The sequence below is a fragment of the Solibacillus sp. FSL W7-1472 genome, from assembly GCF_037969775.1.
GTDB lineage: Bacteria > Bacillota > Bacilli > Bacillales_A > Planococcaceae > Solibacillus > Solibacillus silvestris.
This window is the reverse complement of record NZ_CP150208.1, coordinates 1,424,348-1,439,526: the sequence shown is the minus strand read 5'-3', so window position 1 is coordinate 1,439,526 and position 15,179 is coordinate 1,424,348. Positions and strand designations below refer to the sequence as shown.

The window sequence follows — 15,179 nt, the reverse complement described above, 5'->3', positions numbered from 1 at the left end:
CCTTCCATATTAAATTAAAGGCCGTACTGAAAGCTGAACTTTCAACACGGCCCCCAAATGTTCCATTTATTGATTTGTGACTGGCTTCAAAAAATTTGGAGGGCGCTTTTCAAAGAACGCGCGGATGCCTTCATTTACTTCCCCTGTAGTAAATGTTTTCGCGAAGGCTTCCCGTTCTACTAATAACCCTTGTTCTAACGGCAATTCTTCCGCGGCTAAAATACTCTTTTTAATGAGGCCGATTGCTCCAATGGCACTTTGAGCAAGCGATGTTGCAAATGCGATTGCTTTTTCTTCCATTTCTTCCGGAGCTGCCGCTTCTGTAATTAAGCCGATTGCTGCTGCTTCCTCTGCTTTTAAACGTTTGCTTAAATACATTAATTCGCGCGCTTTTGCTCCGCCTACTAATCTCGTCATACGCTGTGTACCGCCAGCACCAGGCAATAATCCCAATGATGCTTCCGTTAATCCGATTGTGCCGCCACCCATTATACGGAAGTCGCATGCAAGCACGAATTCACAGCCACCGCCTAATACATGACCATTAATTGCGGCAATAGTTGGTACCCGCAATGCTTCCAACCGGTTGAAAATACCCTGCACATGTTTTGAACTTTCAGCAAAATCCACGTTTTCATCAGAGCTGCCCATTGTACCCAGGTCTGCACCTGCAATAAAGATTTTCGGGTTGGCCGATTTGAACACAATGGCCCGGATTGCCGGATTTTTTTCGACTTCCTCAATTTAGTTGCACTAAGTCCTGCTGAATTCCTGCATTTAATGTATTGGCAGGCGGATTATTAATTGTTACAACATGTACACCGTAGTCAAGCTTCTCTATCGTCATTGTTTCAAGGTTCATCCGTTATCCTCCTTATCTTGGGGCCATGCGAATCGCTCCATCGAGTCGAATTGTTTCACCATTTAACATTGGATTTTCAAAAATGGCCGTTACTAAATGGGCATATTCATCCGCTTCCCCTAAACGGGACGGGAATGGAATTTGTTTTCCTAACGCTTCCTTAACTGCTTGAGGCGCACTGTTCATTAAAGGTGTATCGAAAATTCCCGGTGCAATTGTCATAACGCGGATGCCATAGCTAGCCAAGTCCCTTGCGATTGGCAATGTCATTCCTACAATTCCACTTTTGGATGCTGAATAGGCAGCCTGACCGATTTGTCCATCGAACGCCGCGACAGAAGCTGTATTCACAATAACCCCGCGTTCCCCGTGTTCATTCGGTTCATTTGTCATCATGGCAGCTGCAGCTAAACGGATGACATTAAATGTCCCAACTAAATTAACTTGGATAATATAATTAAACTCATCTAATGGGAATACACCTTTTCTGCCCACTACACGAGTTGAAGTACCAAGACCTGCACAATTCACAATACCTTGGATCGAACCGAATTTTTCTACTGCACCGTTAATTGCTGCCTGTACGTCTTCTTCCTTCACAACATTCGTTTTAAAAAATAAACCATTCAATTCATCGGCTATCGCTTGCCCCTTTTCTTCATTTAAGTCCAATATGATAGGATAGCCTCCAGCAGATGCAATCTTTCGTGCAGTTGCTTCTCCTAAACCAGATCCTCCACCAGTCACGATAATTGCCTTTTGGTCAAAATTCATCTATTAACCCCTCCTTATTCCTGTTCAATCATTAACCTATTTGTCATTTAGGGCTACGCAATAAGCGGCTCGTCCATAACGACATAATCTGCGTTCTAGTTCATGTACTGAAGTTTATGAACTCCGACCAGCCGACGCTTCTTATTTAGGCATTGCGTTTTTGTCTAAGTCTTTCAAAGCGGTCTTCAGAATTTTACCTGTTCCGGACTTTGGAATTTCTTCAATGAAAATTATATAATCCGGCACTTTGTATTCGGCAAGTTTCGCTTTGCAGTATTCACGAACATCATCTTCTATTAGCTCGGTGTCTTTCGATACGACATACGCTACCGTTTTTTCACCGAATACCGGGTCCGGTCTGCCGATTACAGAGCATTCTACGACCGCCGGGTGCTGATAGAGCAGCTCCTCTATTTCACGAGGATAAATATTAAACCCGCCACGAATAATGATGTCCTTTTTACGGTCAACGATAAAGTGATAGCCTTCTTCATCACGGTACGCCAAGTCTCCTGTATACAACCAGCCGTCCCTAATCGTATTTGCGGTCTCGTCCGGCTTCTTGTAGTACCCCTTCATCATATTCGGCCCTCTAAATAAGATTTCGCCTACTTCATGATTGGCTACTTCATTGCCTTCCGGATCTACCAGTCTCAAATCGATTCCCGGTAATGGCATCCCGACTGAATTGACTTTTTTCGGTAAGCTTCGGTGTGTTGTCATCAGCATGACCGTACTTTCGGTTAAACCATATCCTTCAGAAATACTGACACCGAACGATTCATTCGTCTTATGCAATAGCTCCGATGGTAAACTTGCCCCACCTGAACCAGCTGTCCGTAATTTTGAGAAGTCCAGTTGCTCTACTAAATGAGGAACCTGGGCAAAAAAGGCATACATTGTCGGCACACCTAAAAATATTGTAATTTCATGTTCGGCAATCGCTTTTAATGTTTCAACCGGGTGGAAACGTTCTTCCAAATAGATTGCACATCCATGAGCTATCGGTGCCAGGAAGCCTTGAAGTTTTGCATAAGCATGGAACAATGGTAATACACATAGGACACGATCACTTGGAACTAACTGGTTGTATACGGCTGCTGTAATCGCCATCCAGTTTAAATTACCGTGTGTTATCATGGCGCCTTTCGGATTACCGGTTGTACCGGAAGTATAGATGATTTGTGCGACGTCAGATTCATGAAGGGGGACAATTTCTGAAATAGAGGCAGATGTATCTAGCTGATGCCATGATAAATATCGTTCATCTACATGATCACCGTAATTAATAATTGTTTTGACTGTTTTGAATTGATCCATTGCGTTTTCGATAACCGGTTTCGCCGTATCTTCAATAATCAACAATTCAACTTCCGAATCGTTTACGATATATGTTACTTCCTGCTCTTTAAATGTAGGGTTGATCGGAACGACCGTACCTCCATTTGCTAAAATAGCAAAATACGTAATAATATATTCCGGACGATTTGTCATCATTAATGCCACATTCGCACCTTTTGTGACACCCTGATCTTTCAATCCTGCAGCGATATTGTAAACTTTATCTTGTAATTCTTTATAAGTAAGTAGAGCTCTTTTGAAGTGGATGACAGGTTGATCTGGCAAACGGGAAGTTGTTGAAGTAAGCAATTCAACAATATTCATAATAGTAACCTCCTACTTTCAAATTTTCGATCAAAGGAAAGGAGGATCCCCCTTTCATGATGAAGAGCAATTGCTTTTAATTAAATACTTACTTTAGAACTGATTACTTCTTTAGAAACGTTTACAATGATGTCATCAGGAATACGGAAGCTTAATGATGACGGGTCATTTTGTACGGCTGGGACAAGTTGCGGAATATCTGCCGCATCAATATTAAACTCGTCGAAGCTGTCCGGTAGATTGACTGTATTTCTTAAGTCAACAATTACATTGATGCACTCTTCCAATGTTTCTTGCGGATTTTCTGCGTTTGGAATAATTCCCAGTGCAGGTGCAAATGCATTCACTTTCGGTAAATACATGCTCGGCATATTTTTCATTACACTCGGCATGAGAACTGCATTTGCCAGCCCATGTGGAATGCCGTATTTCGCGCCATACGTATGGGCTATATTGTGGATTGGGATATTGGCCATCGCCGATTGGAAACTTGTAATAGCCATTGCACTTGCTTGTAGCATATTCGCACGTGCAGCCACATTTTTCCCATCACGCACAGCCGTAGTCAAATTTTCGACAATGATTTTTGCGGCATGCAGTGCAAATGCATCCGAAAAATTCGTTGATTTTGTTGAGAAAAATCCTTCTACAGCATGTGTCAGTGCATCCATACCAGTAAACGCTGTTACTCTTGGCGGTAAACCAACAGTTAAGTCAGGATCTAAAACCGCAATATCAGAACTCAAATACGGATTCATTAAATTGCACTTCAGGTTCAGCATTTCATTGAATACTACTGAAATACTGGAGATTTCAGAACCCGTTCCAGCTGTAGTAGGAATTGAAATATGCGGAATACCGAATGGCTTTGCATCCGGCCAAACTTCTAAAACGTTCCCTGTTAAAATATACTCAACTTCGTTAACACCATTATAAAGAGCCCATTTGACAGTTTTAGCTGTATCAATAACACTCCCGCCGCCAATTGCAATAATGGAGTCGCCATTGCATTCTTTAAAATATTTCAGGCCTCTGTTAATATTGCTCGATTTCGCATCTTGCTGAATATCATCAAATACACCAGCCAGCTTTATGCCAGGAACCATATCAAATAAGCTTTTGATTTTTTGTGTTAAGCCTGCATCCGTCAATCCTTTATCAGAAAATAGAACAGGGCGCTTTCCACCTAAACCTTGGATTAGATCGGGTACTAAAATATGTGAACCTGCACCACTTCGGATTTCAGGGCGATGTGTGAATTCAAAATAGGAAGTCGTTTTCATCGTATCTCTCCATTCATTTTTCGATTAAAAGATTAGTCCTAAAGCTGGGCGCTGTGCATTTTCCGTCGTAAGTGAAGTGCAAATATTTTTAAGCTCTGTGTAGTCATCAAACACTTGAGCTCCCTGTTCACGACCTAAGCCACTTTGCTTATAGCCACCGAATGGCGCATCTGTACGGAAAATATGCCAGTCATTGATCCAGATTGTTCCGGCATTGATTTTCGTAGCAATTTCATTTGCTTTCGTCACATCACGGCCCCAAACACCGCCTGTTAATCCATATTCCGTATCATTTGCGATGGCGATTGCTTCTTCTTCTGTTGAATATTTAATCACGCATAATACCGGCCCAAAGATTTCTTCTCTCGCAATCTTCATATCGTTCGTCACATCTGCGAAAATCGTCGGCTCGATGAAATACCCGTTCTCCAGCCCTGGACCTGCTGCACGTTTACCGCCACATACAAGTTTTGCTCCCTCATCAATACCAGACTGAATATAGTCGAGGATCTTATTCATCTGTGTTTCCGAGATGACCGGTCCCATTCCAGTCGTCATATCAAGCGGCTGTCCAAGTTTTATTTTCTTCGTTGTCTCAACTAGTTGTTGCACGACAATGTCATAAATGGATTCATGTACGATGAGACGTGTACTCGCTTCGCATACTTGTCCTGAATGGAAAAATACGCCGAGCAGAATTCCTGGGATAGCCACTTCGAGATTTACATCAGGAAGCACGATCGCAGGCGCCTTTCCTCCAAGTTCAAGCGTAACTTTCTTAACTGTACCTGCAGCTTGTGCCATAATTTTTCTACCTACTTCTGTAGATCCAGTAAACGCCACTTTCGATACATCTGGATGTGTAACAAGTGCATCGCCCACTTCAGCTCCAGGACCTGTTACGACATTAATAACCCCTGGTGGAATACCTGCTTCAACTGCTAATTGTGCAAGCTTCAATGTACCTAATGGTGTATTGGAAGCCGGCTTAATAATGATGGAGTTCCCCATCGCAATTGCCGGTGCGATTTTCCACATCGCTAAAACTAGCGGGAAGTTAAATGGTGTAATCGCCGCTACTACTCCGAGTGGTTCGCGAACAAGCAGACTACGATTTGCACCTAATTGTTCGTTGACCGGAAGAGCTGTTACTGCCTCATATTTCAGCGATAAATCCGCTGTTTGAGTAAGAGAAAGCACTAACTGCCGAATATCTGCGCCACCCAATTTACGTAGTGTCGCCCCCGTACTAATCCCTTCTAAGAAAATGATTTCCTGCGCATGCTGTCTGATTTTCCCCGCAAATTGCATCATGATCTGTGCACGTTCTGCCTGCGTTTTCCCTGACCAGACACCTGATTCAAAAACTTCTTTCGCATTTTGAACCGCATTATTCACATCGTCCTGATTTCCTTTTGAAACTTTCGCTACGACTTCTGAAGTAGCCGGATTGATCACATCAAAAAATTCACCTGAAGCAGGTGGTGTCCATTCACCATTGATAAACTGCGGAAAGATCTTAACTTGTACGTCTGTCGTCATCCTTCATCCCCCTCTAAATAGCAAACTGTTTATTACAGCGTCTGAATGAATACTTCCTATACTTCTTCTAAAGCAATGTCCGTATTATAGATTTCTTCTAACGTCTTTCCTTTAGCTCGGGAAAGCACTGTCAGACGTGCCTGTAATTGCTTCATGGCAAATTCCATCGATTTTCCTCGTTCAATTCCAAGACTTGTTACTTGTTTGTCTTCTTTTCCTTCTGTTAACATCATCGCAATCGGTAACAGCTCCTGCAGTCTTTGCTGTACGCGTTCAAACAGCTCCAGTTCAGGATTCTCACTAATTAGGCGCTGAATGAGGAATGTACCAAAACCTATATGACGTCCTTCGTCACGCTTAACGTTTCGAATTCCTGATATAAATCCCGGGAACAAATTTGCGCTTGATAGTGCTTCATGGAAGAACCAGTAACCTGTTTCAGCCAAAACACCTTCTGCAAAAATATTATACGTAACCGCAGCATCTATCATTGCTTCCGGTGACTGATCTTCAATCAATCTGCCCATCACTGCTGGCAGCGTTTCATCAAATAGCTTCCGGTAGCCTGGTGTCAGTAAATGAGTCAAATCATCCTTTACGCCGATTTCTTCCAGGAACAGACTGAAAAATTCAGCATGCTTCGCTTCTTCAAAAAGGAAAGTTGTTAAATAAGATTCCTCTTCGAACCATCCCTTTTTAGAAACCGCCATAATCATCGGTAAAATATCTTGTGTGACCGCTTCTTCACCGCCAATAAATTGAGCAAACTGAGTAAGCACCTCTAATTGCTGTTCTTCATTTAATTTCTTCCAATCTTCTTTATCTTGCGTAAAGTCGATATCTACCGGATTCCAGATTCCGAACTTTTTTGCCTTTTGATACAAATTATACGGTAGTGAATTTTTGTTGATTTCCTGTTTAGTCGTGACGTATTCTCTCATTGCGAGCTCCTCCTTAAATTTTGTTTGTTACTCCATAACTGCGTAATGATAAAAGAGATTCTCCTATAAATATTGCAGTCAACATCACAAATTTTACGTAACGAGTCATCTCTCTAGAACAACGTTGGATGCAATTATTTTTTTATTTCAAAAAATGCTTTTACCTTTACTTCAGCAGATTCATTAACTGCTTCTGCCTCACAAATCCAGCAAGTTTCATTTTCATCGACAACACGGCCTTGTATAGTTATTCTTTCTCCTGGTCTTGTCATTGCTTTAAATCTCGTTGTGAATTTCTTCAGGTTCTTTACTTCAAACCATTGCCCAATTGCCTGCCCGACAAAGCCCATAACCAACATGCCATGTGCAATGACCCCACCTAAACCCGCTGCCTCTGCAAATGGGACAACGGTATGGATCGGATTGAAGTCTCCGGATGCACCTGCATATCGAACGAGCTGCGTATGCGTTATTTCTTCCTTCTGTAAAGGTTCCAGTGTCTGGCCTATTTCCATAAAATAACCCCCTAATGCCTTTCGATAATCGTGGATCGACTGATTAAAACCGTTTCACCATGTTTATCCAAATAATCTTTTCGTATGATAAAGAAGTTCATCGCCGCTTTTGAATAAGCTTTTTCAATGACCCCATGTACTGTAATTTCTTCATCGGGAACGATTTCCCTGAAATATTCATACTCCTGCTCGCCATGGAGAACCTTTTTCATGTTTAAATTTAATAGCTCGGACGAGGAAGCACCTCCACCCCAAAAGTCGATTACTGTCGGGAATGTAGGTGGAACCGCTTCACCATTCAAATACTCCTCTTTCACATCACCAATCGCTTGGGCCAATTCTTTGATTTTTCCTTTTTCAACTCGAAAGGTGTAGGCTTCTAACTTCAGACCAACTTTTTCCTTAAGCCCTATACTCAAAAAATTACCTCCTCCAATTTAATTTGTCGTTATTTTCAGATATTCCAAATCAGATTACTAGATTGATACGGGCGGTGCTTTCTTCAAATATTCTTTATGAATTTGAGCAGCAATAATATTTTTTTGAATTTCAGATGTGCCTTCATATATTTTTGTAATACGTGCATCCCGATAATATCTTTCAACAGGGAACTCTTTCATATAACCGAGGCCACCATGAATTTGCACAGCTTTATCTGCTATGCGATTATAAATTTCCGAACCTAAAAGTTTTGCCATCGCTGCCTCTTTGATGACATTCATCCCCTGGTCCACCATCCATGCCACTCGGTACGTAAAGGATCTCAATGTTTCGATATCCAATGCCATTTCCGCCAAGTAATGTTGAATGATTTGCTGTTCAAAAATCGGCTTTCCGAACTGTTCACGCTCATGTGCATATTTGACGGATAGCTCAAAAAGCTTTTGCGCTGAGCCTAAGTTTCTCGCCGCGAGCCCAGCACGACCATTTGCCAAAATGGTTAAGGCATTGACATAACCTAATCCTTCTACACCAAGCACATTTTCGACCGGCACTTCACAATCCTCGAAGAAAATCTCAGAAGAATGGGATCCGCGAAGCCCCATTTTTTCTTCTGTTTTTCCAATGATTAAACCAGGAGCGCTTTTATCCACAAGGAAAGAAGTAATTCCTTTTGCGCCTTTAGTTGGATCGGTTACAGCCATTACCGTAAAAACCCCTGCAATCGGCGCATTTGTAATATACTGCTTCGCGCCATTCAGAATGTATTTGTCTCCTTTACGAACGGCCGTTGTTTTTAAAGCTGCTGCATGAGAACCCGCAGTCGTTTCAGTTAAAGCAAACGCACCAATAATTTCACCCGAAGCCATGCGGGGTAAATATTTTTGCTTTTGCTCTTCCGTCCCCAATTCCACAATCCCGACCGATCCAATTCCTGTATGTGCACCGATTACCGTCATATAACCGTTCGATGTACGGCCGATTTCTTCAAAAAGACTACATTTCCCGACCATATCAATGCCTGTACCACCGTATTCTGCAGGGATACTTAGACCGAACAACCCCATTTCTTTTGACTTTTCCATAATATGGTCCGGTATTCGGTCTTCACGATCAATCTCTCCTGCAAGTGGATCCACCACATTGTCTATAAACTCTCGAATTGTTTTTTTCATTTCGATTAAATCGGGTGGTAGCTGAAAGTCCATTTTTCTCTCTCCCTTCCAATTTAACAGTCCAAACAATTACACTAATGGGGCATACGGGAAAACTTGCGCACTAGCTTCAAGCGGTGTAAAACTTGATTGAAGCGAGCCTTTGATTGCACTTAAGCTATCAACGGACCAGCCTTTCGCATTGAATACCGAGCGAATCGGACGCGGCTGAGAAAACACCATAATTTCCTTACCTCGTACACCAAATATTTGACCGGAAATATCGGCAGCTTCATCCGATGCCAAAAAGGCAACTAATGGCGCAATATGAGCTGGCGAAAGCTGCTTCAGTCTTTCCACTCGCTCTTTTTCATCCTCTGTCTCTGTAGGGATTGTCCCGATTAATCGGCTCCATGCAAACGGGGCAATCGCATTCGATGTAACATTATACCGGGCCATATCTAACGCAGTACTTTTACTTAATCCGACAATCCCTAATTTAGCAGCTGAATAATTGGCTTGCCCCACATTACCGATTAACCCGGATGTGGAGGTGAAATGAATAAAACGCCCACTTTTTTGTTCTTTAAAGATTGTTGATGCCGCTCGTGTCATATTAAATGAACCCTTTAAGTGAACCGCAATTACTGTATCCCACTCTTCTTCGCTCATTTTAAACAACATCCGGTCACGTAAAATACCTGCATTATTCACGACGATATCTAAGCGGCCAAATCGTGATAATGCTGTGTCTATAATATTGGAAGCAGATTCATAGTCAGCAACGGAATCATAGTTGGCTACAGCATCTCCGCCAAGGTCCTGTATTTCCTGCACCACTTCATCTGCAATTTTTGTATCATTTCCTTGCCCATCGGATCCGCCACCTAAATCATTGACTACAACTTTTGCTCCTTCTTTCGCTAGAAGTAAGGCAATATCTCGTCCAATACCTCGACCGGAACCTGTGACAATTGCAACTTTATCTTTTAAATTCGACATAGTTAACATCCTTTCTTATTTGGTTCATTACACTAATTGTTTGTATTCTTCCGTAAGAGCAGCCCGGAATTTCGGATGCGCAATGGCAATTAGGTTTTGCGCCCGTTCACTTAAAGATTTTCCAAACAGTTTTGCAATACCATACTCTGTGACAACGTAGTCGATTTCAGACTTTAATGACGTCACGTATTTTGTATGAATCTTTATCCGGGATTCCGATCCGTTTTTCGCCGTAGAAGGCAGCGCAATAATTGCTCTTCCACCTGAAGAAAGCTTTGAGCCGTGAATGAAATCCATTTGACCTCCAACCCCTGCAACAACATGGGAGTCCTTAACTTGCTCGGCATTGATTTGGCCGGACAGGCTTACTTCCAACGCCGAGTTAATTGAATAAAAATGACTTATTTTCGATATAATCGCTGCATTATGGGTGTAACTTACCGGATACAGTTCAACGCTTTTATTTTGATGACAAAATTTATATAAATCATTTGTTCCTGTAAGTGTTGTGCAAACGGTTTTATGCCGGTTGATCTCTTTTCGTTCATTTGTAATAACTCCAAGATTAATGAGCTGCATAATCTCATCGGAAATCGAACCCGAATGCACTCCTAATCCTGCTTTGGACTGGAGTGACCGGACAATACTAGCAGCGATTTTACCGACGCCAACTTGTATCGTCGCATAATCAGGGATTAGCGTTGCAACGTAATTACCGATAGCTAATTCTTCTTTAGCCGGATGACTGTTTGGAATCGTGAGTAACGGTCGGTCAGATGGAACAAACTTGTCGATCTGGGATACATGGACGAGAGTTTCTCCAAATGTATAAGGAATATTGCTGTTTACTTCCGCAATTACAACCGTCGCTTCCTTTATCAATGTCTGTACAACATCTACCGAAAGACCAAGACTACAAAAACCGTTTGCATCTGGACGGGAAACCTGAATAAGTGCAACATCAATTTTCTCTTCTTTGATCCACCGAGGGATGTCCGAGAAATTTACAGGAACGTAATCACAATTATTATTTTCGTATGCTTTTTTCAATAAGGTTGAATTTAAGAATGTTCGAATTCTAAAGTGTGGGTGACATATGGGATCCGCATATTTACACGGACTCCCTAAAATGATGGTATATAATAAAATCTCTTGTAATCGCGCCTTTTGACGAATCAATTCTTCTACAAGTACTTGAGGTTCATTACACATCGGTGCCAAAAATATCGTTTGAGAGGATTCAATAAGTTGGATTGCGTTTTCAGCAGTAGTACATTTTTTTGTATAGTGGGGTTTCCAATCGGTATTGTTCATCGTGATCAGCTCCGGTTCCGTATCTACAACTGCATATTTTCAACAATTGTTGTAATACCAAGACCGCCGCCAATACAGAATGTAACTAGACCGTATTTTTCTCCACGTCTTTCCATTTCATGAAGCAGCTTCGTCATTAATACACCACCTGTGCCGCCAATCGGATGACCAAGTGCGATTGCGCCCCCATTTACATTTACTCGGTTTATATCCATGCCAAGTTCCTTGATGACGGCCAAGGATTGAGCTGCAAAGGCTTCATTTAATTCTATTAAACCGATTTGATCAAGTGTTAAATCCGCTAATTGCAACGCTTTTCTAGTTGCCGGGGCAGGGCCAATTCCCATAATTTCCGGTGAAACTCCTGATACAGCTTGCGCAATAATTTTCGCCTTAGGTTTTTTATCATACTGTGCAGCTGCTTCTTCCGACATAAGCATAATCACACCCGCACCATCATTACGACCGCTTGTATTCCCGGCAGTAACTGTACCGTTTTCTTTAAAAACCGGTTTTAATTGAGATAATCTTTCGAATGTTGTTTCCCTCGGATGTTCGTCTACTTTAAATTCGACCATTCCTTTTTTCGTCTTCACTTCAAATGGGACGATTTGATCCTTGAACAATCCCGTTTCGATGGCTCTTTTTGCATTCTCCTGGCTCCTTATGGCAAACTCATCTTGTTCACTTCGGGAAATGGCGTATTTTACAGCCAAGTTTTCAGCAGTCATTCCCATTGTTAATGCGCCATATATTTCAATTGGCTGGGCACGTGGTTGACTTTCAGTGTTCGAATCGAGAATTTCACCGTTTCCAGCACTGTAACCGTAACGGACATTCCGCAAATAGTATGGGGCTGTGCTCATGCTTTCAGCTCCACCCGCAATAATAATATCCGAAAGCCCACACATGATTTGCTGAGCACCGCTATTCATTGCCTGCAGACCTGAACCGCATTGCCGGTGAACTGTATAGCCGGTAATTTCAATCGGAAAACCTGCACGTAAAAGGGCTAAGCGGGCTAGATTAGGCGAATCAGTACTTTGCTTTGCTTGTCCGATAATGACTTCATCGATTTTATCCTTACCAATTCCGGTACGAACAGTAATTTCGTCCAACACTTTTGCCGCAAGATAATCTACCTCTACATTTTTTAATGTTTCGCCCATACGACCAACTGCTGTACGTACAGAGTCTATAATTACGGCATTTTTCATTGCGTCTCACCTCATTAATTCATATTACGTATCATGTGTTTATACTTGATGAAATAATTTCGGATTTATTACAGCCCCAAATTTTTGGCAATAATGACTTTCATAATTTCGTTGGAACCGGCGAAAATTGGTGTAACGGCAATATCCCGGAATCGTCTCGCAATCTTATATTCTTCCATATAGCCGTAGCCGCCATGTAATTGCATACACTCTACTGATATTTTGCGAGCCATATCCGTTGTCCACCATTTGGCCATTGATACTTCCGTCACGAGATCCTGTCCTTCTAAATGGCGTAAGATCAAATCATCCACAAATGTTTGGCCGATTTTTACTTGTGTCGCAATTTCCGCCAGTGTAAATTGTGTATTCTGGAATTTACCAATTGGTTTACCAAACGCTTCCCGCTCTTTTACATATTGCAACGTCAAATCCAGCATATCTTTTGCAGCGGTAATTGCCCCTACTGCTGTGAGCAGACGTTCTTGCTGCAATTTTTGCATTAAATACAAGAACCCTTTTCCTTCTTCCCCAAGAAGATTTTCTGCAGGTACTCGTACATTTTCAAAAATCAGTTCTGCTGTATCCTGACTATGCATACCAACCTTGTCTAATTTTCTTCCACGGGAGAAACCTTCCATCCCTCTCTCAATGATCAATAGGCTTACCCCATTATGGGCAGGTACCGCTTTTGGATCTGTTTTACAGGCGATGATGATGACATCGGAAAGAATTCCGTTCGTAATGAATGTTTTTTGACCATTTACAATATAGTCTGATCCATCTTTCACAGCAGTCGTCGTCATTTTTTGTAAATCAGACCCTGCACCCGGTTCTGTCATCGCAATTGCTGAAATCCATTCACCGCTTACAAACTTCGGAAGGTATTTCATCTTCTGCTCTTCTGTTCCAAAAGAAGTGATATACGGTGTTACGACATTGCTGTGCAGACCAATCCCACTTAAGCCGCCGCCGACTTTTGATAATTCCTCGGACAAAACAATATCAAAGATAAAGTCTAAGCCCGTCCCACCGTACTTTTCCTCTACGCTTGGACATAAAAATCCTTGACTGCCTAGCTTCAACCATAATTCACGCGGTACAATACGATCGTTTTCCCATTGTGTAAAATAAGGATCAATTTCTTTTTCTACAAATTTTCTAAGAGAATCCCTGAACATAATATGATCATCATTAAAAAATGTACGGGACTCTTTTCTAGATTTCGCCAATGTTTTATTCATTGAATTCACTCTCTCTTCATCATATTTTTAACACCTTTTTATATTGAAAGCGATTACAAATCTTTAAAATATGAATATCGCCTTTATTTAAATTCTCTCAATAATTGTGGCATTGGCCATGCCCATTCCTTCACAAATCGCAAGCAGGCCGTAACGTTGGTTATTACGCTCCATTCGATAAAGCATCGAAGTTAATAATTTCGTTCCGGTTGCGCCAAGTGGATGACCTAGCGCAATTGCACCACCTTCCGGATTCAGTTTCGACAAATCGGCTCCCAGCTCTTTTGCCCAAACTATTGGTACTGGAGCAAATGCTTCATTCACTTCATACGTATCGATCTCTTCAATCGTTAAGTTTGCCTTTTGAAGGACACGTTTTGTCGCTTCAATTGGGCCTGTCAGCATAAGTGTCGGGTCAGAACCTACGACAGTACGCGCGATGATTTTTGCCATCGGTTTCACACCGAGTTCCTCTGCCTTATCACTGGACATAATGAGTACAGCCGACGCACCGTCACTCATTTGTGATGAAGTTCCGGCAGAAATAAATCCGTCTTCTTTAAACAGCTTCCTTAAGCCTTGCAGAACTTCAACGGTTGTTCCGGGTCTCGGGCCTTCATCGGTATCCACATCACCAATCGCTACAACTTCATCATTAAAATAGCCGGCTTTGATTGCTTCACTGGCACGTTGTTGGCTCAACACAGAATATTCATTAATTTCCTGCTCTGTTAATTGCCATTGTTCTGCAATTCGCTCTGCGGATAAACCTTGGTGGATCAACTCATATTTTTTAATACGATCACTTTTACGCGTACCCTCCATATTGGATCCCATCGGTACTCGACTCATGCTTTCAATACCACCCGCAATGACAATGTCCATATCGCCAGAAATAATCGCTTGTGCCGCAAAATGGACTGCCTGTAAACTCGAGCCACATTGCCGGTCAATCGTTACACCAGGCACTTCAATCGGAAAGCCTGCCATCAGTGCGGCAATTCGTGCGATATTTCCGCCTTGCTCCAATGTCTGGGAAACACAGCCGAAAATAACATCCTCTACAAGTGCCTTTTCAATTCCTGCTCGACTTACTACCTCCTCCAGTACATCTGCAGCTAAATCATCTGCTCGTACTTCTGCTAAGACACCATTTCTTCTGCCTACCGGTGTTCGTGTTGCAGCGACGATTACGGCTTCTCTCATACACTCATTCCCCCTTAGT

15 protein-coding genes are annotated in these 15,179 nt (G+C 42.1%); all 15 read right to left on the bottom strand.

What is annotated here, in order from left to right; genetic code table 11:
- Positions 1 to 66: 66 nt before the first annotated feature.
- Positions 67 to 705, bottom strand: a complete 639-nt coding sequence (locus MKY07_RS07000) for an enoyl-CoA hydratase/isomerase family protein (RefSeq protein ID WP_339264195.1) — start codon at positions 703 to 705, stop codon at positions 67 to 69.
- Between the two features lie 34 nt (positions 706 to 739).
- Positions 740 to 862 (bottom strand): hypothetical protein, encoded by a 123-nt coding sequence (locus tag MKY07_RS06995; RefSeq protein ID WP_339264194.1) that lies wholly within the window; start codon positions 860 to 862, stop codon positions 740 to 742.
- A gap of 12 nt (positions 863 to 874) precedes the next feature.
- A complete protein-coding gene (locus tag MKY07_RS06990) occupies positions 875 to 1,636 on the bottom strand; it encodes a 3-hydroxyacyl-CoA dehydrogenase (protein ID WP_339264193.1) in 762 nt (253 codons plus the stop codon).
- Positions 1,637 to 1,777: 141 nt separating this feature from the next.
- Positions 1,778 to 3,301 (bottom strand): long-chain-fatty-acid--CoA ligase, encoded by a 1,524-nt coding sequence (locus MKY07_RS06985; protein ID WP_339264192.1) that lies wholly within the window; start codon positions 3,299 to 3,301, stop codon positions 1,778 to 1,780.
- An 80-nt stretch (positions 3,302 to 3,381) separates the two neighbouring features.
- Positions 3,382 to 4,584: an iron-containing alcohol dehydrogenase gene (locus tag MKY07_RS06980; protein ID WP_008404764.1), complete on the bottom strand. Its 1,203-nt coding sequence runs from the start codon at positions 4,582 to 4,584 to the stop codon at positions 3,382 to 3,384.
- 24 nt (positions 4,585 to 4,608) lie between these two features.
- Positions 4,609 to 6,126: an aldehyde dehydrogenase family protein gene (locus MKY07_RS06975; RefSeq protein WP_008404766.1), complete on the bottom strand. Its 1,518-nt coding sequence runs from the start codon at positions 6,124 to 6,126 to the stop codon at positions 4,609 to 4,611.
- A gap of 56 nt (positions 6,127 to 6,182) precedes the next feature.
- Positions 6,183 to 7,067 carry a R2-like ligand-binding oxidase gene (locus MKY07_RS06970; RefSeq protein WP_008404767.1) on the bottom strand — a complete coding sequence of 295 codons (885 nt, stop codon included), beginning with the start codon at positions 7,065 to 7,067 and terminating at the stop codon, positions 6,183 to 6,185.
- Positions 7,068 to 7,201: 134 nt separating this feature from the next.
- Positions 7,202 to 7,582, bottom strand: a complete 381-nt coding sequence (locus tag MKY07_RS06965) for a MaoC/PaaZ C-terminal domain-containing protein (RefSeq protein WP_008404768.1) — start codon at positions 7,580 to 7,582, stop codon at positions 7,202 to 7,204.
- Positions 7,583 to 7,593: 11 nt separating this feature from the next.
- The gene (locus MKY07_RS06960; protein ID WP_008404771.1) at positions 7,594 to 8,001 is read right to left on the bottom strand and encodes a MaoC family dehydratase N-terminal domain-containing protein; all 408 of its coding nucleotides are present in this window, start codon (positions 7,999 to 8,001) and stop codon (positions 7,594 to 7,596) included.
- A gap of 57 nt (positions 8,002 to 8,058) precedes the next feature.
- A complete protein-coding gene (locus tag MKY07_RS06955; RefSeq protein WP_008404772.1) occupies positions 8,059 to 9,231 on the bottom strand; it encodes an acyl-CoA dehydrogenase family protein in 1,173 nt (390 codons plus the stop codon).
- Between the two features lie 36 nt (positions 9,232 to 9,267).
- Positions 9,268 to 10,179 carry an SDR family NAD(P)-dependent oxidoreductase gene (locus tag MKY07_RS06950; protein ID WP_008404773.1) on the bottom strand — a complete coding sequence of 304 codons (912 nt, stop codon included), beginning with the start codon at positions 10,177 to 10,179 and terminating at the stop codon, positions 9,268 to 9,270.
- A 27-nt stretch (positions 10,180 to 10,206) separates the two neighbouring features.
- Positions 10,207 to 11,493: an acetyl-CoA hydrolase/transferase C-terminal domain-containing protein gene (locus MKY07_RS06945; protein ID WP_339264190.1), complete on the bottom strand. Its 1,287-nt coding sequence runs from the start codon at positions 11,491 to 11,493 to the stop codon at positions 10,207 to 10,209.
- A gap of 23 nt (positions 11,494 to 11,516) precedes the next feature.
- Complete coding sequence (locus MKY07_RS06940) at positions 11,517 to 12,710, bottom strand: thiolase family protein (protein ID WP_339264188.1); 1,194 nt, start codon at positions 12,708 to 12,710, stop codon at positions 11,517 to 11,519.
- A gap of 68 nt (positions 12,711 to 12,778) precedes the next feature.
- Positions 12,779 to 13,954, bottom strand: a complete 1,176-nt coding sequence (locus tag MKY07_RS06935) for an acyl-CoA dehydrogenase family protein (protein WP_008404776.1) — start codon at positions 13,952 to 13,954, stop codon at positions 12,779 to 12,781.
- A gap of 87 nt (positions 13,955 to 14,041) precedes the next feature.
- Complete coding sequence (locus tag MKY07_RS06930) at positions 14,042 to 15,160, bottom strand: thiolase family protein (protein WP_008404777.1); 1,119 nt, start codon at positions 15,158 to 15,160, stop codon at positions 14,042 to 14,044.
- Between the last annotated feature and the right edge of the window lie 19 nt (positions 15,161 to 15,179).